Raw genomic sequence first — 21923 nt, 5'->3', positions numbered from 1 at the left:
TAAGAATTAACCAGATGAAAAGAGAGGGTTAATGAGGTTAGCGAAATGTTCGCTAAAGCCCGCCGACACGGGCTGAGAGGATTAACGGTAAAACACCTCGAACGTGGCGACGGAATCGACTTTGCCCGCTTTAACCTCCCCCGTTTTGACGTAGCGCGCCTTGAGGGGGATTTCGACGGGAACCTTGTCCTGCGTACTGGTTATCGCCGTGTAGTTCTGGTCAAACTGCAGCACCGTATTGTTCTTATCGAGAATTTGAATGCCGACACCCGCGGCGGCGGAATCTCCGGTTGCGATACCTAGAATATTGCCGTTCGTCACTCCGGTAGAACCGGCGCTGGTGAACTGATAATCAACTTTCGTTCCCGCAGCACAATCGGTTATTTCAATCTTAAAACTGCTGTCAGTCAGTATGTCGGAATACTGCCCGTCGAAATCACGGGTATTAACGGTCTTCAGCGGAACATAAATGTTACGGTCTACCAGATTACAGGTGTTGGTGGTGATGCGCACGCTGGTGGGGGAATACCGCATTTCGCCAATCACCGTGTTGCCCAGAATATCCACCGACGTTAACAGCGAGGTATCCAGGTCACCATCCTGAATATCGCCTGTTACCACCAGTTGCGCAGCTGCGCGAAATGTCGATTTACTCTGCGAAGAACCATGTGTTGATCCCACATAGTGCATAGGACGTGTAAGATTCTCTTCGAGATAGCTGGGAAACTGCTCGGTTGACGAAGCCGAACGGATGCCAATGCCCGGCACGTTGGTTTGATATACCCCAGGTAAAACATCTTCGCGCGCGTCATCATCTGACAGCGCCAGATACCCGCGCCGAATATACTCATCTCCGTTGCAGTCAATTAACACCTCTTTACTTTCAACGCTGGCATCGTAAATCACGGTGCCGACCGGCGTGTCGGGGGCAATAATAATCACCGGAGGAAGTTGAAACGTCACCACGGCATCCACGTCAGCTTTGCCGTTAAAGGTACAGCCTGCCCGGGCCAGATGGAAAAATGCGCCCGTAAGCAAGAGCAGCGCCGATAAAAGAAACGTTTTAACTGAACATCGCTGACTCATGGAATACCTCTGTTAATGGCAGTTAACCGTTGCGTTGACGATCCCCGCAGACCCCTCTGTAGGGACGTCCAGCGTCCCCTCGCATTGTTGGCCGCCCTCTTCTCCCCACTGCACGCTAAACGTCGTTTTGCCGTGTATGCCTGTCAGGTAAACCTCACCGTCATCCCCGACGATGGCAGTGGAGTTATCCAGCGCCACCAACGCGCCAAACGGAACGGGCTTACCCGCGTAGCGCAAGGTCACCAGGGCTCGCCGTCCAACGCGCGCATCAAACGTGGCATGCATCGCTGCGCCTTTCGTGGGGACAAGATCCTTCGTTGCCGCTTCGATATCGATATCTTCCCGCTCTTGCGTATTTACCGTGATGGCGTTGTGCCGGTAGGCCGTCAGGGAGGGAACAATCGCATTGCCAAATGCATCGGTATAAATTCCACGCCCGTTCTGAACTTTAACGTTGTCGCCATCCTTGATATGGACAATCGCGAAAGCATCGCGCACAGGCTGCCCCAGCGTCACACCATGCTCGTGGGCAACGATCGACCCCTGCGCGCTGTAGTTCCACTGTCGATTATCGCCGCCGTAGCTGTAGCCCATCCCCACCTCACCGGAAGCCCCACGGTAACGCCCGGACAGGCTGCCGCCGTAGCCCGTGTTCTGATTGGCATAGGTCTGCTGAAGGTTGTAGCTCAGCTTATTGTCCTCCAGCGCGGTACCGCCGAGCCCGACCTGATGCGAGACATACCCACCGCTGGCGGTGTTAGCGCTGTAGGTTGCCCAGGCATCAGGCAGCCACTTTGAGAACGGAATGTTGACCGTCAACGCCATTTGCCGGTCGGTATCGGCGTTCGGCGTGCGGGTCAGGTTATAGCTTATCGACCAGGTAATATCGCGCCAGCTGGAGCTCAACCCTGCGCTGACGCTACGCTCATGGCCGTCCATGTCCCAGTAATCCTGCTGATAGCCGTTGAGATACGCCGAGCCCCAGTCTGAAATGCGCTGGGAAAGATTTAGCTGCATACGGCTACGGCGGTTGTTGGTTCTGCGGTAGGTATAAATACCGTCGTCGATCTCGCTGTCCCGCTGATCGATAGCCTCCTGAAAGGTATAAAACCCTGAGGTGGAGTAGCGGTAGCTTGCAAGCGTGACGGTCGTATCCGTGTCAGGGATATCTTTTGAGTACTGTGCCCGCCACGATAATCCGCTGGCATCGTCACGCCCGTCATCAAACGCAGTACGCGCAGCCGTGAGATCGACAGAAGCGGAGCCGAAGTGCCCCAGATCGGCACCAAGCCCCAGCAGCAGCGCACGATACAGCGACGCTCCCAGCGCGCCGGTATAAACCGTCACGCCGTAAGGCAATCCATAGATAGCTGTACCTTGCGCAAAGGTGGGTTCATCTTCACCTTCGTTACCGCGATAGCGTCCTGCTGCCAGCGAATACTTAAAACCGTCTTCTCGCTGCAATACCGGTACCGACGCGCTAGCCTGAATGAAGCTGTGCTCGCTGCCATCCGCCTCTTCGACGGTGACTTCCAGATCGGCTCCGGAAGTCACCTGGCTTAAGTCGCGGATCTCAAAAGGCCCCGGCGAGACGTTTGTTTGATAGATGGTGTAGCCATTTTGCTTGATGGTGACTTTCGCGTCGCTATTCGCAATACCGCGCACAACAGGCGCAAAGCCTTGCTGGCTGGCGGGCAGCATCGCGGTGTCCGTTTCCAGCTTCACGCCGGTCATCTGGACGCTGTCAAAAAGCTCGCCATTGGTATACGTCTGCCCCATCTCCAGCTGGCTTTTCAACGTTTTGATGTCACGTTGTAAAGTACTGGCGATGGCCTCCCAGCCGGAAGCGTCGCTCCAGGTGCTGTTATTACGCAGTCGCCACGCCCCAATATTCATCCCCGACGCCAGACCAAGCCAGGTTGAAGACGTGTTGCCCGAGCTATAGTGCTGCTGAGAGCCGCTGAGCTGATAGCTTGTCCAGGCGGCAGGCGCGCCGTCATCCCAGAATTTCGGGTTAATCGCTCCGGCGGCGGCGCGATCGCGGTAGATCTGCGGAATGACCAGCTTCAGGGTCTGGTTATCCTGATCGTAATCGTAGCGTGCATTTTCAATGAAATGAGAGATATCCCGAACGTAAGCCTCGTCGCCCAGTTCTTTCAAATCCGGGATCGTGTCGACTTTCACACCGTATTCCCGCAGGTCCGCTTTGGTGAGCTCCGGCAGGAGATGCTGTTTGTCGTCAGAAAGCACATAGGTGAGCGTACGTATATCCAGCACGTCCCGATCCCACACGATCGTCGTAGGGTAGCTCCCCGCAAGTAACCCGTTATCACTTATGAAGTTTTTGAGCGTGGCGGTATTTTCGAGAGGGGTATCCAGTTCAAGGATCCGCAGGTTGAATTCGTCATCCGCACTGACAGGCTGGATCGCGGCGAGCAGCGCCAGCGCGATCCCGGACAGTACCTGTTTGTGATGTAAAGATGACGACATAACTTACCAACATGATCGATTTAAAGGGCCTGCTTGCGTTGAGGAGTCTGGGCGCCGAAATCATTGATAGCCGTCCAGGTGACCGCGCCATTTGCCGCTTTTGGTATCGCGAAACTCTGCTTGCTAAACGGTGCAACCATCATTGAAATGGCACCCGGCGTAGTTTTGGTCTCTTTGACCGGTACACTTTTCCCGCCAACGGCCAGTTCGCCAAAAGAGACGTAAAAAGGCGTGGGGTTGTTTGCGACGAGCGAGTCACCCTGACGCTGGAACGTGATTTTTTCATAGGCCCCCAGCGCATCGGCTTCCTTCAGCTGAGCGGGACGCCAGAAAAGCTTCAGGCGCGTTTTCATTGCGAACTGCAGCGTGTTTTTCTCTTTCAGCTCGGGCGAGAGTGCAGAGACGGATTTCACGTTCGCCAGAAACAGTGATTCGCGGTCTGCCGGCAGGCTGTTTTTATCACCGGTGAAAATAACGTGTAACAGCGTCTGACGATTTTCCTGCAACTTATAGACAGGCGGCGTAATAATAAAGGGGGCTTTTGCATCATTGGGATAACTGACCCAGCTTTGCACCAGATAACGCGTATGAGGATCTTTATTTTTAAGTGCGATTTGTACTTCAGATTTATTCGATGGATAAATAATTCGCGTCCCACCGAGAACAACGCTTGCCTGCACTGAACAGCAAGAGATAATTAAACAACCACATAACAACTTAAATAACGTCTTCATACAGCGTTCCAGAAGGCAGCCTTTCAGGCTGCCAGTCATTGTTTAGCGATAGACAACCTCAAATGTGGCTGAGGAGGAGTAATGACCCGCGGTTGGCGCGGTATCACCGACCTGAATCACTTTCGCGGTGTAGTTAAAGACAGAAGCCGCTGCGCCGGTCGCATCGTTAGCCACGTCGGTACCGGCATCCGGTACTGAACCGTCGAAGACCACATCGCCTTTGGCACCGTTATCGTTGCTGACAATAATGCCAACATTAGTGGCGTTGCCTGCGCCGGAGAGATCGTTCTTCAAACGCTTGTACGCAGCGTCTGTTGTTGTGCCGCTGAACTTGAGGTTCAGTTTGGCGACCAGCGGGTCACATTTTTGCACTTCAATCTTAAAAGCTTTAGACGTCCCGACCTGACCGTCGATGCCAAAATCTGAAGGATAAGTATCTGCGAATGTGACGGTGGATGTATTGTTCCCTGTACCATCAACATTGATCTCGCATGTATCCGCCACAATTTTTCCGGCGAAATTTACCGTACCTGAATCATTCGCCGCAAAGGCCGGCAGCGACAAAGCCGCCATAATACTTCCGGCCAATAAAGAAGAAATAATTGTCTTATTCATAACAACATCCTTATATATGGTTATAACGGAATCCATTCCTGGGAAAAATACTTTTCGCCAGAATGCTCTGTAAAATTTGATATCACTTAGACACGGGATTTCATTAATAAGAACATCCCATGAGGAAAGTGAAATTCATGAGTTCAATTACATCAGATTATTCTTTATCGTGTCCAGCAGGCTGACGAGTAAAATAGCCTAAAGAGACGCCAACACACTGAATAACATAATAAACTTCGCACATTAATAATTCTTAATTAGAAATTTACTAAAATTAAAATAAGAACAAATGTAAAGATAAAAAAAAAGCCGCTTATCACTAAGCGGCTTTACTATTCAGGAAACTAATCAGTTTCCGCCAAACATGTCCTTAATCCAGCCGGCTACGCCATCGCTGTCTTTCTTCTCATTCTGCTGCTGCGGCTGTTGCTGCTGCGGCTGCTGTGGCTGCTGTGGCTGAGAAGACTGATCGAACGGATTGCCCGTCGGCTGTTCAGGCTGGTTTTGCTGGCACAGCGAGTCCGGGTTGGCCGTCCAGACCGGCAGGGTACGCATCCCGCCGCCGCAGACAAAGTTACCGGAACTGTCCACGCCCATATCCACGATATCTTCCGGCGCAACCAGGTTTAACGGCACCGGGGACTGATTGGCCAGATAGCGCTGGTAAATCGACATCGCCCCGCTCGCCCCGTACAGTTTGGTCGGCTGGTTGTTGTCGCGCCCTACCCAGGTGATCACCACTTCACGACCGTCGATACCGGCAAACCAGGTATCGACGTTGTTGTTGGTGGTCCCGGTTTTACCCGCCAGATGCAGACCCGGATATTTCGCACCCAGCTGACGCCCGGTACCGCGCTGCACAACCTGCTGCATCGTCCACAGCGTCATATAGGCGGCCTGAGCAGGAACGGCACGCTCCGCCTGCGGGAAGCTCTGATACAGCACGGATCCGTCTTCGGCAATCACCGAACGCAGGGCAGACAGCGGTGCACGGTTGCCCCCGCTGGCAATGGTCTGGAATGCCTGGGCGACTTCGATCGGCGTCAGGTTAAGCGCGCCGAGGATCATCGCCGGCACCGGGTGCAGCTGATCTTTCGACACGCCCAGCTTTTGCCAGGTATCGACAATCGCTGGCAGTCCCAGCGACATGCCCAGGTTCACCGTCGGCACGTTCATGGAGCGCGTTAACGCATCCACTAACATCACCTGGCCGCTGAACTGTTTATCATCGTTCTGCGGTGACCAGACTTGGCCGTTAGGCTGGCGCAGGGAGATCGGCGCATCCGCAATCCAGGTATTCAGGCGATACTGGTTTGGCTGACTCAGGGCAGTAAGGTAGGTTGCCGGTTTTGCCAGAGAGCCGATTGAGCGACGCGCCTGCATGGCGCGGTTGTAGCCTGCATACTGCGGCTCGGCACCGCCCACCATGGCGCGAACTTCGCCGGAGTTACGGTCAACCACCACCATCGCGGTTTCAAGATCGGAGAGCTTACGCTGTTTCTTCAGCGCCGGAATGCCTTCCACCGCCGCTTTTTCTGCCGCATCCTGCGCAACGGAGTCAAAGGTGGTGAAGATCTTCACGCCGGAGAGATCTTTGACCTTATCGCCAAGCTTGCTTTGCAACTCCTGACGCACCAGCTGCATAAACGCAGGCTGAGGCGAAATCACGCCACCGCGCGGCTGAACGCCAAGCGGACGCGCGCTCAGCATGTCGTACAGCTCCTGGTCAATCACCTGCTGCTGTTGCAGCAGACGCAGAACGAGGTTACGACGCTCCAGCGCCAGTTTCGGGTTACGCCACGGGTTATAAATGGACGCCCCTTTCACCATGCCCACCAGCAGCGCCTGCTGGTCCAGGCTCAGCTCTTCCACCGGACGACCAAAGTAGTACAGGCTCGCCAGCGGGAAACCGCGGATTTCGTTATCGCCGCTCTGGCCGAGGTACACCTCGTTCATGTACAGCTCAAGGATACGATCCTTGCTGTAGCGCGCATCCATCAGCACGGCCATGTAGGCTTCGTTCGCTTTACGCCAGTAAGAACGTTCGCTGGAGAGGAACAGGTTCTTCACCAGCTGCTGAGTCAGCGTACTCGCCCCCTGCACGGTGCGACCGGCAGTCAGGTTAGCCAGCACCGCACGACCAATCGAGTAGAGGCTGATGCCATCGTGCTCGTAGAAGTGACGGTCTTCGGTTGCCAGCAGAGTATCGACCAGCAGATCCGGGAAGCCGTTACGCGCCACGAACAGGCGCTGCTCGCCGTTTGCCGACGAAAGCATGGTGATCAGGCGCGGATCGAGACGGAAGAAACCGAACTGACGGTTGTTATCCATGTTCTCGATGGTGTCCAGACGATCGCCGTCAAAGGTCAGACGCGCGCGCACCTGCCCCTCTTTGCTGTCCGGGAAATCAAACGGACGACGGATCATCTCAATGCTGTTTGACTGCACGGTAAATTCGCCAGGCCGCGTCATTTTTGACACCTGACGATACTGGGTGGCTTCCAGCAGTTTAACCATCTCGTTCTTAGTGATGGACATATCTGGCTCAAGGTTCACCATACGGCCATATACTGCCGCAGGTAACTGCCAGACTTTACCGTCGATACGGCTGCGGATCTTCTGATCCAGATACACGCCGTAAATCGCCATCAGCACAACAAAAACAATAAACAGCTTCAGCAGCAGCCAGAACCAGCCGCGCTTGCCCCGAGGCTTACGCCCTTTGCCTTTTCCTTTACGCGGCATCGGTTCTTCATCCTCATAATCGTCTTCATAGTCATCGTCATAGTCCTCATCTCTGAGGCGACGACGGCTTACCTTTTCTTTCGCCGGACGCGTGGGTTTTCCCTTACGTCCTATTGGCTCGCGGTCATTCCCCGCCATGCTTTTTCTCCGCAACTTTCAGGCGCAAAGGCCAGATTTTCTTTTCTTTCACAGGCCTGTGAAAGAAGAAATCTCTCAAAATAAACAGCAAGACTTTCCTGTCAGGAAAGTCTTTAGTGTTTTCTCCCTCTCCCCGTGGGAGAGGGCTGGGGTGAGGGCATCAGGCCGCACTCCCCTTTCACGAATATTTCTTCGTTCGCCGCGTCGGCGCCGTATTCGCCGGATCGTCCGGCCAGACATGCTTGGGATATCGCCCCTTCATCTCTTTTTGCACTTCACGGTAGCTTCCCGCCCAGAACGCCCCCAAATCTCGGGTGATTTGTAATGGACGATGCGCAGGGGACAGCAGCTCAAGCACTAACGGCACACGCCCTTCCGCAATGGACGGCGTGGTGGCCTCACCAAACATCTCCTGCATCCGAACCGCCAGCGCCGGCGGATTATCCTCATGATAACGGATGGCAATCCGGCTTCCGGTCGGCACAGTGTAATGCCCAGGCAGTTCACTATCCAGACGTTGACGTAATGACCAGTCCAGTAAATTCTGTAACGCTGTCTTAACATCAAGCGCCTTAAGGGCTCGCAGGGAGTGCACGCCGCTCATTTGAGGCAGTAGCCAGTGCTCAAGCGTAGCAAGCAGCGTCTCATCATCCACCGCAGGCCAACCGTATTCCGGTAGCCACTTCGCGGCGCAGTGCAGACGAATGCGGTACTGCTCGGCTTCCGGCGTCCAGTTCAGGGCGCTCAGCCCCTTTTCCCGAATGCCGTTCAGCATGGCCTGATGGAGCTCTTCTTCCGACGGCTTCGCCAGCGGCTTCGTCCCTAACGTCAACTTTCCAATCTGGCTGCGACGAAACGCCTTCAGCGTACCCTGGGCGTCATCCCATTCCACGGTATCAGATTGCTGAAGCAGCTGCGGACAGGTACGCGTCAGGGCGTCAATCTCTACGGCAATCGCCTGCAGGATACGCGCATCCGGTGAATGACTGCCCTGAAGCAACAGTGGGGCAATCAGCCATTCGTGACGCGTCAGCGCATCATCGCTGTCCAGCATCGCCCCCATGCCGTTTGCCAGCTGGTAGCGACCGTCCAGCCCGCGCCGGCGCGCAATCCTGTCCGGGAAGGCCTGTGCCAGCAGGAAGGCAATCTTATCGCTGTCAGGCGATCCCCCCCGGCTATTCAGGCGTTTGCACAACTGCTGCGCCCGCTGCTGCCAGTTCCCCTGACTGCGCGAAAACGCCTGCCCCAGATCGCTGCTGCCACCGCGAGGCGGCTCCTCAAGAATAGCCGCCAGTTTTGCCGCCGTGGCAATTTCATCATCCCCTTGCGCGGCCACCAGCATCGCGGCCAGACGCGGATCGTTGCCCAGCGCCGCCATTTTCTGGCCGCGCGCCGTCAAACGCTCGCCTTCCAGCGCGCCGAGCTGGGTCAGCAACGTGCGCGCAGCGGTGAGGTTCACGACGGGCGGAGGATTAAGCCAGGTGAGTTGATCAGGGTTCGGGCAGCCCCACTGCAGCAGATCCATCACCAGGCCAGACAAATCGCTTTGTAAAATTTCCGGCGTGCTTTGCTGTGCTGCGCGTTCAGCCTGTTCCGCGCTGGTCAAATGCAGGCAGATACCCGGCTCAAGACGCCCCGCACGTCCCGCGCGCTGCACCATCGACGCCTGGCTAATGCGTTGCGTCAGGAGTTTAGTCAGCCCGGTGCGCGGGTCAAAGCTTGCCACCCTCTCCTGCGCGCTATCCACCACCAGACGAATGCCTTCGATGGTCAAACTGGTTTCAGCAATGTTGGTTGCCAGCACCACCTTGCGCTGCCCCACCGGGGCCGGAAGGATGGCTTTACGCTGATCCTGTAGCGACAACGCGCCATAGAGCGGGCAAAGCAGCACATCGCCGCCTACGCGGGTAGAAAGTTGCTCCTGCACGCGCTGGATTTCACCGACGCCCGGCAAAAACAGCAGCAGGGAACCAGGCTCCTGGCGCAGCAGCTCAGCGGTGGCAATGGCGACGGCCTCGTCAAAACGCTGATGGGAGGGAAGCGGTTGATAGCGGCGTTCAACCGGAAACGCCCGCCCCTCTGAGCTGATGACCGGCGCATCGGGTAATGCCTGTCGTAGCCGCTCATTATCCAGCGTGGCCGACATGATAAGCAGACGGAGATCGTCGCGCAGTCCCTGCTGCACGTCCAGCAACAGGGCGAGGGCCAGATCCGCCTGCAGGCTGCGTTCGTGAAATTCATCCAGGATCACCAGCCCGACGCCGGTCAGCTCCGGATCGTTTTGCAGCATACGGGTGAGAATGCCCTCGGTGACCACTTCAAGACGCGTGGTCGGGCCAACGCAGGTCTCGGCACGCATCCTGTAACCTACCGTTTCGCCCGGTTTTTCATTCAGCAGTTCCGCCAGACGCTGCGCCACGTTGCGCGCGGCCAGCCTGCGCGGCTCCAGCAGGATAATTTTCCCGCTGATGTTTCCGTCTTTCAGAATCTGCAGCGGCAGCCAGGTGGACTTGCCCGCGCCCGTAGGGGCATTCAGCAAAACCTGCGGGGCATGGTGTAAGGCAGCGAGAAGCTCAGGAAGAATGACGGCGACCGGCAATGAGGACACTAACAGCTCCAGAGGGTTAACATTAGTCGGCGTACATTGTAGCATCGGCGCATATCATTACCGAGTCCTCCGTATGCCTGAGTCGAAACGGCTGTTTTTTGCCATTGAATTGCCCACCGCGATACAGCGTCAAATTGTTCGCTGGCGCGCCGATCGCTTCCCGCCGGAGGCAGGCCGCCCTGTCGCGGCGGCCAACCTGCACCTGACGCTGGCCTTTTTGGGCGACGTGAGTGCCGAAAAGCAGCGGGCGTTAGCCGCAATGGCCGGACGTATCGCCCAGCCGGAATTTACGCTGCACCTCGACGACGCGGGTCAGTGGCTGCGTTCGCGCGTGGTCTGGCTGGGCACGCGCCAGCCACCGCGCGGATTATTGCAGCTGGCGAATATGCTGCGCGCGCAGGCGGCGCGCAGCGGCTGTTATCAGAGCCCACAGCCGTTTCATCCACATATCACGCTGCTGCGCGATGCCGGTCAGGCCGTTGCCATCCCGCCGCCGGGTTTTCACTGGGCCTTTCCGGTCAACGGATTTGCGCTTTACGAATCCGTCTTTGCACAGGGACGCACCCGCTATACGCCGCTACAGCGCTGGACGCTGGGCAACACCGAAAGGAATTCTGATGAAGTTTAGTCCTCCCCTGCAGCACGCTACGCTTATCCAACGCTACAAACGCTTTCTCGCCGACGTGATCACCCCCGAAGGGGTACAGCTCACCCTGCACTGCCCCAATACCGGTGCCATGACGGGCTGTGCGACGCCGGGTGACAGGGTCTGGTATTCCACCTCAGAAAATACTAAACGCAAATATGCCCATACCTGGGAAATGACCGAAACCCAAAATGGGGCATTTATTTGCGTTAACACCCTGCGCGCAAATCAACTGGTTAAGGAAGCACTGACCCATGGCACAATTCCTGAACTGGTAGGATACGGCACGCATAAAAGTGAAGTGAAATATGGCGATGAAGGCAGCAGAATTGACTTCATGTTACAGGCGGAAGACAGGCCGGAGTGCTATATTGAAGTGAAATCAGTGACGTTAGCGGAACAGGAAAATGGCTACTTCCCGGATGCGGTAACGCTACGTGGCCAGAAGCATCTGCGAGAGCTAATGAGTGTTGCGGCGGCGGGCAAACGCGCCGTATTGCTGTTTGCGGTGTTGCATTCAGCCATTGAACGTTTCTCCCCTGCCCGCCATATTGATCCTAAATACGCGCAATTGTTGAATGAGGCACAAAAGCAGGGGGTAGAGGTTTTCGCTTATAAAGCGGAACTTTCTGCCGATAATATGACTCTGAGATCCTCTCTTCCCATTGTCTTATAAGGGATTAGACGATTGACGATTAAGTGTTCTGGCCGCGTGCGCAAATACGCTTTTCCTCACAGGCTTGTCAAGTGTTACGTTTAGATAATTGCCATCCGGAAAAGCATCTGCTATTTATAGCGACCTGATTTTTCCCCCAACACGGGGATCGATAGTGCGTGTTAAGGAGAAGCAACATGCAAGAAGGGCAAAACCGTAAAACATCGTCCCTGAGTATTCTCGCCATCGCTGGGGTGGAGCCGTATCAAGAGAAGCCGGGCGAAGAGTATATGAACGAAGCCCAGCTGTCGCACTTCAAGCGTATTCTTGAAGCATGGCGTAATCAACTCAGGGATGAAGTCGATCGCACCGTTACTCATATGCAGGATGAAGCTGCTAACTTCCCGGACCCGGTAGACCGTGCCGCTCAGGAAGAAGAGTTCAGCCTCGAACTGCGTAACCGTGACCGCGAACGCAAACTGATCAAAAAGATCGAGAAAACGCTGAAAAAAGTCGAAGACGAAGATTTTGGCTACTGCGAATCCTGCGGTGTTGAAATCGGCATTCGTCGCCTGGAAGCGCGTCCAACCGCCGATCTATGCATCGACTGTAAAACGCTGGCCGAAATCCGCGAAAAACAGATGGCCGGTTAATACCAGCGCTGTTTACACACTCCAAAGGCGGGAGTCTATCCCGCCTTGTTACTGTTGATATGTCTGAATCACACTATATAGGGCGCTTCGCGCCATCTCCTTCCGGTGAATTACACTTCGGCTCATTAATTGCCGCGCTCGGCAGCTACCTGCAGGCTCGCGCCCGCCTGGGAAAATGGCTCGTACGCATTGAAGATATTGACCCTCCACGTGAAGTTCCCGGTGCTGCAGAGACGATTCTGCGTCAGCTGGAACATTACGGTCTTCACTGGGATGACGAGGTGCTCTGGCAGTCAAAACGTCACGAGGCTTATCGGGAACGTCTGGACTGGCTTCGCGATCGGGGGCTGTCCTATAACTGCACCTGCACCCGCGCGCGTATCCAGAGCGTGGGTGGCGTCTATGACGGCCACTGCCGCACGCTCAACCATCCCCCGGAAAATGCCGCCGTGCGTATACGCCAGCGTTCCCCGGTGACGCGCTTTACCGACCTCCTCTCCGGTGAGATTCATGCCGATGAACGTCTTGCACGCGAGGATTTTATTATTCACCGCCGTGATGGTCTGTTTGCCTATAACCTGGCGGTGGTCGTCGACGATCGTTTTCAGGGCGTGACGGAAATTGTGCGCGGAGCAGACCTGGTCGAACCGACCGTGCGACAAATATCGCTCTATCATCAGTTTGGCTGGACGGCACCGGACTACATTCATCTGCCGCTGGCGGTCAATGCGCAGGGCTTTAAATTGTCAAAGCAGAACCACGCCCCGGCCCTGCCAGACGGCGATCCGCGTCCTGTTTTGATCGACGCGCTGCGATTTCTCAACCAGAATGTAACCAACGAATGGCAGGATCTGCGTATAGACGAACTGCTGAAAATGGCCGTTGCCAACTGGACGCTCGCGGCAGTGCCAAAAATCCAGCATTCTCAAATGCGTTGCGCTGAGCTATGATTAGCCGCTTTTTTCATAACAAAACACACTACGAGGTGTACCATTTTTACCCGAGTCGCTAATTTTTGCCGTAAAGTGCTAAGCCGCGAAGAGAGCATGGCGAACGATGCTATTGCACAGCCACACATGTCGGTTATTCCGCGTGAGCAGCACACTATTTCCCGCAAAGATATCAGTGAAAATGCCCTCAAGGTGCTCTATCGTCTGAATAAAGCGGGCTACGAGGCCTACCTCGTGGGCGGTGGAGTGCGTGATTTACTGCTGGGCAAAAAACCAAAAGATTTCGACGTGACGACCAGCGCCACGCCTGAGCAGGTGCGCAAATTATTCCGTAACTGCCGTCTTGTTGGCCGCCGTTTCCGTCTGGCTCACGTGATGTTTGGGCCGGAAATTATCGAAGTGGCGACCTTCCGCGGCCACCACGAAGCGGGCGTATCGGATCGCACGACGTCCCAGCAGGGCCAGAACGGCATGCTGCTGCGTGATAACATCTTCGGCTCTATCGAAGAAGATGCCCAGCGCCGCGATTTCACCATCAACAGCCTTTACTACAGCGTGGCGGATTTCACCGTACGCGATTACGTCGGCGGCATGCAGGACCTGAAAGAAGGTCTGATCCGTCTGATTGGCACGCCGGAAACGCGCTATCGTGAAGATCCCGTGCGTATGCTGCGCGCCGTGCGTTTCGCCGCCAAGCTGGATATGCGCATCAGCCCGGAAACGGCAGAGCCGATTCCGCGCCTGGCGACGCTGATCAACGACGTGCCGCCTGCCCGCCTGTTCGAAGAGGCGCTGAAGCTGCTGCAGGCCGGCCACGGCTTTGAAACGTATAATCTGCTGCGCGAATATAACCTGTTCCAGCCGCTGTTCCCGACCATTACTCGCTACTTCACCGAAAGCGGTGACAGCCCAATGGAGCGGATGATTGCGCAGGTGCTGAAAAATACCGATACCCGTATTCGCAACGACATGCGCGTCAATCCGGCGTTCCTGTTTGCAGCGATGTTCTGGTATCCGCTGCTGGAAACGGCCCAGCGCATTACCCAGGAAAGCGGGCTCGCCTATTATGATGCCTTCGCGCTGGCCGCAAACGACGTGCTGGACGAAGGGTGCCGTACGCTCGCTATTCCGAAACGTATTACCACGCTGGTGCGCGACATCTGGCAGCTTCAGCTGCGCATGTCCCGTCGTCAGGGCAAACGCGCCTGGAAGCTGATGGAGCATCCAAAATTCCGCGCCGCCTTCGATCTGCTGTCGCTGCGTGCTGAAATTGAAAGAAATCAGGAGCTGCAGCGCCTGACGCAGTGGTGGGCCGAATTCCAGGTTTCCGCCCCGCCGGAGCAGAAAGATATGCTTACCGGGCTGGATGAAGAGCCGGAACCGCGACGCCGTCATCGTCGCCCGCGCAAACGCGCGCCGCGTCGTGAAGGGACGGCATGACCCTCGCGTACATCGCCATCGGCAGCAATTTAGCCTCTCCGCTGGAGCAGGTTAACGCTGCCGTACAGGCGCTGGGCGAGATCCCGCAGAGTCGGATCGTGGCGGTCTCCTCGTTCTACCGTACCCCGCCGCTGGGTCCGCAGGATCAGCCTGATTATCTCAATGCCGCCGTGGCGCTTGAAACCGCTCTTCCTGCCGAAACGCTGCTGGATAACACCCAGCGCATCGAACTGCAGCAGGGCCGCGTGCGCAAAGCCGAGCGCTGGGGACCGCGCACGCTGGACCTCGACATTATGCTGTTTGGTCACGAGACCATTAACACTGAACGCCTAACCATTCCGCATTACGACATGAAAAATCGCGGGTTTATGCTCTGGCCGCTCTTTGAAGTCGCCCCCGATCTCATCTTCCCGGACGGCACCTCGCTTAAGTCCATTCTGGACAGCCTCAACGCGGAAAGACCCGCCCGCTGGTGATCTGGTTTCCCAGCCGATTAGCCTCAAATTAATTGTGGCTAATCGGTTGCCTAAAATCATTGTTCCCTCGAATGTTACTGTTAGAATGCGCAAAGATTCGCTTTTGGGCTATCAGGAAACAGTATGAAACCAACCACCATCTCCTTACTGCAGAAATGCAAACAGGAAAAAAAACGCTTCGCCACCATCACCGCGTATGACTACAGCTTCGCCAAACTCTTTGCCGAAGAGGGTATCAACGTCATGCTGGTCGGAGATTCGTTAGGGATGACGGTACAAGGACATGATTCCACCCTGCCGGTCACGGTTGAGGATATCGCTTACCATACCCGCGCCGTGCGCCGTGGCGCCCCAGCCTGCCTGCTGCTCTCCGATCTGCCGTTTATGGCCTATGCCACGCCAGAGCAGGCATTTGAAAACGCGGCAGCCGTCATGCGCGCCGGGGCCAATATGGTCAAAATTGAAGGCGGCGCCTGGCTGGTAGATACGGTGAAGATGCTCACCGAACGCGCCGTGCCGGTGTGCGGCCATTTGGGTCTGACGCCGCAGTCCGTCAACATCTTTGGTGGCTATAAGGTGCAGGGCCGCGGTGACGCCGCCCAAACGCTGTTTGATGATGCCCTGGCGCTGGAAGCCGCAGGCGCGCAGCTGCTGGTGCTGGAGTGCGTGCCGGTTGAGCTGGCGAAGCGTATTACTGAGGCACTGTCCATTCCGGTGATTGGTATTGGCGCGGGCAACGTGACCGACGGTCAGATTCTGGTGATGCACGACGCCTTTGGTATCACCGGCGGGCATATTCCGAAGTTTGCCAAAAATTTCCTCACCGAAGCGGGCGACATGCGCGCTGCGGTCAGGCAGTATATTGCCGACGTTGAATCCGGTGTTTACCCGGGTGAAGAACACAGTTTCCATTAAGGAGTCTCGTTGTGCTAATCATTGAAACCCTGCCGCTGCTGCGCCAGCATATCCGTCGTGCGCGTCAGGAAGGTAAACGTATCGCACTGGTCCCGACCATGGGCAACCTGCATGACGGCCATATGAAGCTGGTCGATGAAGCAAGAGCCCGTGCAGATATCGTGGTGGTCAGTATCTTCGTTAACCCAATGCAGTTTGACCGCGCCGACGATCTGGCACGCTATCCGCGCACCCTGCAGGAAGATTGCGAGAAGCTCAAAAAACGTCATGCGGATATTGTCTTCTCTCCGGCACCGTCGGACGTGTATCCGCAGGGTACGGAAGAGGCAACTTACGTTGACGTACCGGGCATTTCCACCATGCTGGAAGGCGCAAGCCGTCCGGGTCATTTCCGCGGCGTGTCGACCATCGTTAGCAAGCTGTTCAACCTGGTGCAGCCGGACGTTGCCTGCTTCGGTGAGAAAGATTTCCAGCAGCTGGCGCTGATCCGCAAGATGGTCGCCGACATGGGTTACGACATTGAGATCGTCGGTGTGCCCATTGTGCGTGCTAAAGACGGTCTCGCACTCAGCTCCCGGAATGGCTATTTGACCGCTGAACAGCGTAAAATTGCACCAGGACTCAGCAAAGTCATGAATATAATGGCAGAACAACTTCTGGCAAAAGAGCTGACCGCAGAAGAGATTATCGCCCTTGCCGAGCAGGCTCTGAACGATAAAGGTCTTCGCGCTGACGATGTGCAAATTCGAGACGCCGACACGCTGCTGGAGCTTACAGAGAGCAGCAAACGCGCGGTCATTCTGGTGGCGGCATGGCTGGGCCAGGCGCGTCTAATCGACAATAAAGTGGTTGAGCTGGCGTAGTATTCTTACCCTCCCCTCTTACGAGAGGGGCTAACGCATCATGATTAAAGGTAAACGTAATGATTCGCAAAATGCTGCAAGGTAAACTTCACCGTGTGAAAGTCACCCAGGCCGACCTGCACTATGAAGGCTCCTGCGCCATTGACCAGGATTTTCTCGACGCGGCGGGCATCCTTGAAAACGAAGCGATTGATATCTGGAACGTGAATAACGGCAAACGCTTCTCTACCTACGCGATTGCCGCCGAGCGCGGGTCTAAAATCATCTCCGTTAACGGCGCGGCAGCACACTGCGCGGACGTGGGTGATATCGTCATCATCGCCAGCTTTGTGATGATGTCCGATGAGGAAGCGCGCCGCTGGCAGCCAAAGGTGGCCTACTTTGAAGGCGACAATGAAATGAAACGCCTGGCGAAAGCTATTCCGGTTCAGGTTGCCTAACCCTTTCTTGCTTATCATTATATTACCCGAGACATAACTTCGGGTAATATAATACATAAGGCCAACAAATTAATAAGCCAAACAAATACAAATTAATTATAACTCCCTCCCCCTGTTAATTCCGCCCCACCAAAATTAAAAAAAACCTTCATTATCATTAACCTATAATAAACATCTTTTCTTAAGAATTGTTTAAGTATTTCTAATGGATGTCGCCGTTTCATAAATCTCATGCATCATTTAGAATCCCCTTCCCGAAACATTAGTTCGGAAAGAACATAGAATTACAAATGTTCAATTTTCAGCATTCATAAATATGGATATTAAAATGTCTTTTAATAAATTAGGTTTGGCAACAGTAGTAGCAATGGTTCTGAGTACAGGTTCTGCAATGGCAGCTGATCCAATTCCTTCCGACACGGGCACTATTACTTTCCACGGTATGGTTTCTAACAATACCTGTAAAGTATCTCTGGATCAGAAAATCGACCAGGATGGTAATGATTTCGACGTTAACCTGGCTACCGTATTTGTAAAAGATTTCAGCTCTCCATTAGGCGCAACCAGCACCCTGGGTGAAAAGAAATTCGCTCTGACACTGACTGGCTGCGATCCTCAGACTGTTAAGAAAGCTTCTGCACAGTTCGATTCCTGGGCGGGCTCTTCTTCCACTTCCGGCGGTCTGCTGGTTCCACCAACAAACATCCAGGGTGCTGCTAAAAACGTCAACCTGGTTCTGTCAAACGATGGCAACTCCGCTACCGATCAGATCAAATTCGATCAGACTAACAACACTCAGAAAGCAACAGTGGATGCGACTGGAGCAGGCGCACTTTACTACCGCGTAGCTTACACCCAAGGCCAGAGCTGGGATGCAACAAATAACCCAGTATCTGCTGGTATTGTTCAGGCGCAAGCTGCTTTCACTATGATCTACGAATAATTAAGAACATAGTTTAAAAGCATGATTCATCCCCTGACATCCGTCGGGGGATTATTGATATCATTCCAACAGGAAGTGGAAAAATGTTCAGCACGTCATTTTATAAGGGATTAAAAGTCGCTTGCCTCACTACTGCAGTATTTGCATCATTCCAGGCAAGCGCAGATATCGTTATTTCTGGCACCCGTATTGTTTATCAACAATCGCAGAAAGATGTTATTGTATCTTTAGATAACCGCGGTAAAAAACCGTTATTGGTACAATCATGGCTCGATGATGGTCGTGATGACACCAATCCACAAGAATTAAAATTACCGTTTATTATTACTCCCCCCGTATCCAGAATTGATCCACAAAAAGGTCAATCTGTTCGTATTTCTTATTTGGGCGGAGCATTACCACAAGATCGCGAGTCTTTATTCTGGTTCAACGTGCTTGAAATCCCACCAAAATCAAAAGTAAAAGATGGTGAAAGCCCAAACCAGCTCCAACTGGCGTTTCGCACACGTATTAAACTCTTTTTCCGTCCAGACGGTCTGAAAGGCACTCCTGGCGATGCTGCATCTAAAGTAACGTGGTCGCAGCAAAAACAAGGTAATACTTATAACCTTGTTGCTCATAACAACTCACCTTATAACGTATCTATTTCGAACGTAACGTTGAAGTCAGCAGATAAAACTTATCAGGTTAATCATAAATCTATTTTACCATTTAGCACACAAGCCATGCAGGTAAAAGGGTTAAATACCACAGTTGTTGGTTCTGTATCTTACGAAACCATTAATGACAATGGTGGCTCTGATACTTTCGAAGCCAAAGTGAATTAATAACAAAAACGCAACCATATTATAAATATAAAACGTTTGAATGCTGCGAAGCATTCGAACGGCGACTTGTCTGGATGAAGCATGCTATTTCAACGTTCACTCTTATGCCTCGCAATCTGTGCAGCATTTCCTCTGTACGCCAGCGAGAATGGAAAAAAAAATGTAGACACCGCTTCCGAATCAGAATCGGCCATTGAATTTAATGACCAATTTCTTATCGATAATGGTGGCAGTATCAACGTTGAGCGTTACGCTTACGGTAACCCAATTTTGCCAGGTACTTACCGTGTAAAAGTGAATTTGAATGGCAATTCAAAATCCACGGTTGAGATGACATTTAATGATAATAAAACGCCACGTGCTTCTGCGTGTCTGACAAAACTCATCTTGTCTCAATCGGGTATAGATACCAGCAAATTAGGTGATGACATCAAGAACGATGAAGCGTCCTGTGTGGATATTAAGAAATATTACCCAGGTGCTTCTGCGAATTTTGATACTAGTAAGCAGGAAATGGATCTTTACTTCCCTCAGATCTATGTGCTTAAACTTCCGGCAGGATATGTCGACCCCTCTTTATGGGATGAAGGCGTTCCCGCAGGATTGCTCTCATACGATCTCAACACATGGCACAGCGAATCAAACGGAACAAACTCTGATACCGCCTATGCCGGATTGCGCTATGGCCTGAACATGGGAGCCTGGCGTTTACGTTCTCGCGGCAGCATGAACTGGGATAGCGACAACGGTTCACACTATTCAAGTCAGGATATTTACCTACAGCGAGACATTACACCGCTTAACGCACAGATAGTCATGGGTGATTCCTACACGCGCGGCGACACCTTTGACTCGGTGAGCCTGCGTGGTGCGCGTATGTTTAACGATGACCGCATGCTGCCGCAAGGTGCTACTGGCTATGCGCCCGTGATTCGCGGTGTAGCAAACAGCAATGCTAAAGTTAGCGTAATGCAAAGTGGTAACAAGATTTACGAAACCACCGTTCCTCCGGGTGCTTTTGAGATCAATGACCTCAGTACAACAGGCTATGGCAATGATTTGATTGTAACCGTAGAGGAAGCTGATGGAAGTAAACGGACGTTTACCGTTCCATTCTCCTCGGTAACGCAAATGCTCCGCCCTGGCTCCAGCCGCTGGGATGTGGGTTTGGGTGAGCTGAACGATGATTCGCTGCACGACAAACCAAAGGTTGGTTACGCAACCTATGCGTATGGACTGAATAATACCTTTACCAGTTATGTTGGCGCGCAATATACAGATATGGATTTCTACGCTGGCCTGCTTGGCCTGGCAATGAACACCCGTATTGGTGCGTTTGCATTCGACGTGACTCAGTCTTATGCCGATATAGAGGGGCTGGACACGCTTAAAGGACAGAGTTATCGACTGACCTTTAGCAAAATGCTGGAAGCGACCAACACCTCGCTGAACGTGGCAGCCTATCGATTCTCAACAGAAGATTATCTCAGCCTGAATGATGCCGCCTCTTTGCAGGACAGTATTCATCACCGGGAATACGGCAATCGTTCCTATGACAGCAATGCTCAACTTTATGCTGACTATCAGCGTACCAAAAATCAGGTACAGGTAAGTCTGAGTCAGCCGTTGAATGTAAACGGTGACGAGTACGGTTCCCTCTATATAAGCGGTACCTGGCAGGATTACTGGAACGATAGCAGTTCAACCTCCGACTATAATGTGGGCTACAACAATAGCTTTGCCTACGGAAGCTACAGCGTTTCACTCCAGCGTACCTATAGCGAATCGGGTGAACAGGATGACAGTGTTTACGTCAACCTCAGCATTCCGTTCAGCGTTTTTGATAAAGACCGCATGCAGTCTGGTGGGTTTAATAACGTCAACATGAGTCTGCGCTCCGATCTAAAAGGCGGTACCAGCTTCAACTCTACCGCGAGCGGTAACACCAAAAACAGTGACGTGAATTACTCCGTCAGTGCTTCCTCAAGTGGAGGAAACTACGGCAATCTAAACCAGATTAGTGGTTTTAGTTCCTGGAACAGTCCATACGGGCCTCTGGGTGTCTCCGCGTCCTTTAGCGATGACAACAGTAAGCAATATTCTGCGAGTTACAACGGCGGGATGGTTGTTCACTCTGGGGGCGTTGTATTTACGCAAGGCAGTATTGGCGAAACGGACTCACTGGCGTTGGTAAAAGCGAGTGGCGCGACGGGTGCTCGCCTGGGTTATGGTCAGAGCCGGATTAATAGCTCAGGGTATGGAATTATGCCGTATATGTCCGCCTACAGAGAAAACCGGGTATCAATTGATATCAGTACCCTCGAAGCGGATGTCGAAATTAAAAATACAAGCGCAGTTGCGGTGCCCCGCAATGGCTCAGTTGTATTAGTGAATTTTGAAACAGACGAAGGTCGTTCACTTGTACTGGAATTACAGCGTTCTGATAACGGCTTTATTCCGTTGGGTGCAGACGTTCTGAATGAAAAAAACGAACCTATCGGAACAGTAGGCCAGGCTGGGCAAGCATATGTACGCGGCGTAGAAGATAAAGGTGCTCTTCGAGTGGTGTGGGGAAATGAAAGCAGGAGTTCTTGCACCGTGCATTATCAGATTCCAGCAAATGCCAGGAAAGCGGGCCTCACCACCATTCTGAACAATCAACTGTGCCAAATGTAATCGTTTCGATAACAAGGAAATAT

18 protein-coding genes are annotated in these 21923 nt (G+C 53.6%); 12 read left to right on the top strand and 6 right to left on the bottom strand.

Features of this window, described 5'->3' with window-relative positions; all coding sequences use genetic code 11:
* Window positions 1-81: 81 nt before the first annotated feature.
* From AB8846_RS11620 to hrpB, 6 genes are all read right to left on the bottom strand, one after another.
* Entirely contained in the window at window positions 82-1086 is a 1005-nt protein-coding gene (locus AB8846_RS11620) for a fimbrial protein (protein WP_370732748.1), read from the bottom strand.
* A 12-nt stretch (window positions 1087-1098) separates the two neighbouring features.
* Window positions 1099-3576 (bottom strand): fimbria/pilus outer membrane usher protein, encoded by a 2478-nt coding sequence (locus tag AB8846_RS11615; RefSeq protein ID WP_370732747.1) that lies wholly within the window; start codon window positions 3574-3576, stop codon window positions 1099-1101.
* Window positions 3577-3596: 20 nt separating this feature from the next.
* Complete coding sequence (locus tag AB8846_RS11610; protein ID WP_063145175.1) at window positions 3597-4310, bottom strand: molecular chaperone; 714 nt, start codon at window positions 4308-4310, stop codon at window positions 3597-3599.
* A gap of 42 nt (window positions 4311-4352) precedes the next feature.
* Entirely contained in the window at window positions 4353-4925 is a 573-nt protein-coding gene (locus AB8846_RS11605) for a fimbrial protein (protein ID WP_063930396.1), read from the bottom strand.
* A 348-nt stretch (window positions 4926-5273) separates the two neighbouring features.
* The gene (mrcB, locus tag AB8846_RS11600) at window positions 5274-7808 is read right to left on the bottom strand and encodes a bifunctional glycosyl transferase/transpeptidase (RefSeq protein ID WP_370732746.1); all 2535 of its coding nucleotides are present in this window, start codon (window positions 7806-7808) and stop codon (window positions 5274-5276) included.
* Between the two features lie 178 nt (window positions 7809-7986).
* The gene (gene hrpB / locus AB8846_RS11595; protein WP_370732745.1) at window positions 7987-10416 is read right to left on the bottom strand and encodes an ATP-dependent helicase HrpB; all 2430 of its coding nucleotides are present in this window, start codon (window positions 10414-10416) and stop codon (window positions 7987-7989) included.
* 73 nt (window positions 10417-10489) lie between these two features.
* On the opposite strand from hrpB, the gene thpR reads away from it, so the two are divergent.
* The 12 genes from thpR (at window position 10490) to AB8846_RS11535 (ending at window position 21900) form a co-directional block, all read left to right on the top strand.
* Window positions 10490-11044 (top strand): RNA 2',3'-cyclic phosphodiesterase, encoded by a 555-nt coding sequence (gene thpR / locus AB8846_RS11590; RefSeq protein ID WP_032649754.1) that lies wholly within the window; start codon window positions 10490-10492, stop codon window positions 11042-11044.
* On the top strand, window positions 11034-11738 hold the full coding sequence (sfsA, locus tag AB8846_RS11585; protein WP_193941163.1) for a DNA/RNA nuclease SfsA: 705 nt from the start codon (window positions 11034-11036) through the stop codon (window positions 11736-11738). Before thpR ends, sfsA begins: the two co-directional genes overlap by 11 nt.
* Before the next feature lie 176 nt (window positions 11739-11914).
* Entirely contained in the window at window positions 11915-12370 is a 456-nt protein-coding gene (dksA, locus tag AB8846_RS11580) for an RNA polymerase-binding protein DksA (protein WP_001155232.1), read from the top strand.
* Between the two features lie 59 nt (window positions 12371-12429).
* Window positions 12430-13320: a tRNA glutamyl-Q(34) synthetase GluQRS gene (gluQRS, locus tag AB8846_RS11575; RefSeq protein ID WP_331413338.1), complete on the top strand. Its 891-nt coding sequence runs from the start codon at window positions 12430-12432 to the stop codon at window positions 13318-13320.
* A gap of 42 nt (window positions 13321-13362) precedes the next feature.
* The gene (gene pcnB, locus AB8846_RS11570) at window positions 13363-14760 is read left to right on the top strand and encodes a polynucleotide adenylyltransferase PcnB (protein WP_074147334.1); all 1398 of its coding nucleotides are present in this window, start codon (window positions 13363-13365) and stop codon (window positions 14758-14760) included.
* Window positions 14757-15236 (top strand): 2-amino-4-hydroxy-6-hydroxymethyldihydropteridine diphosphokinase, encoded by a 480-nt coding sequence (gene folK / locus AB8846_RS11565; protein WP_370732744.1) that lies wholly within the window; start codon window positions 14757-14759, stop codon window positions 15234-15236. The genes pcnB and folK overlap by 4 nt, the downstream gene beginning before the upstream one ends.
* A 123-nt stretch (window positions 15237-15359) precedes the next feature.
* On the top strand, window positions 15360-16151 hold the full coding sequence (panB, locus tag AB8846_RS11560; RefSeq protein WP_014882600.1) for a 3-methyl-2-oxobutanoate hydroxymethyltransferase: 792 nt from the start codon (window positions 15360-15362) through the stop codon (window positions 16149-16151).
* An 11-nt stretch (window positions 16152-16162) separates the two neighbouring features.
* On the top strand, window positions 16163-17014 hold the full coding sequence (gene panC, locus AB8846_RS11555; protein WP_331413341.1) for a pantoate--beta-alanine ligase: 852 nt from the start codon (window positions 16163-16165) through the stop codon (window positions 17012-17014).
* A gap of 59 nt (window positions 17015-17073) precedes the next feature.
* Window positions 17074-17454: an aspartate 1-decarboxylase gene (gene panD / locus AB8846_RS11550; RefSeq protein ID WP_063145164.1), complete on the top strand. Its 381-nt coding sequence runs from the start codon at window positions 17074-17076 to the stop codon at window positions 17452-17454.
* A 328-nt stretch (window positions 17455-17782) separates the two neighbouring features.
* A complete protein-coding gene (locus AB8846_RS11545) occupies window positions 17783-18397 on the top strand; it encodes a fimbrial protein (protein WP_370732743.1) in 615 nt (204 codons plus the stop codon).
* A gap of 83 nt (window positions 18398-18480) precedes the next feature.
* A complete protein-coding gene (locus tag AB8846_RS11540; protein WP_331413345.1) occupies window positions 18481-19224 on the top strand; it encodes a fimbrial chaperone in 744 nt (247 codons plus the stop codon).
* A gap of 81 nt (window positions 19225-19305) precedes the next feature.
* On the top strand, window positions 19306-21900 hold the full coding sequence (locus tag AB8846_RS11535) for an outer membrane usher protein (protein ID WP_370732742.1): 2595 nt from the start codon (window positions 19306-19308) through the stop codon (window positions 21898-21900).
* Window positions 21901-21923: the final 23 nt, after the last annotated feature.

The organism is Enterobacter sp. KB-221C9 (assembly GCF_041320715.1).
Lineage (GTDB): Bacteria > Pseudomonadota > Gammaproteobacteria > Enterobacterales > Enterobacteriaceae > Enterobacter > Enterobacter asburiae_D.
Note: the sequence above shows the minus strand (reverse complement) of the source record. Positions and strands in the feature narration are given on the sequence as shown.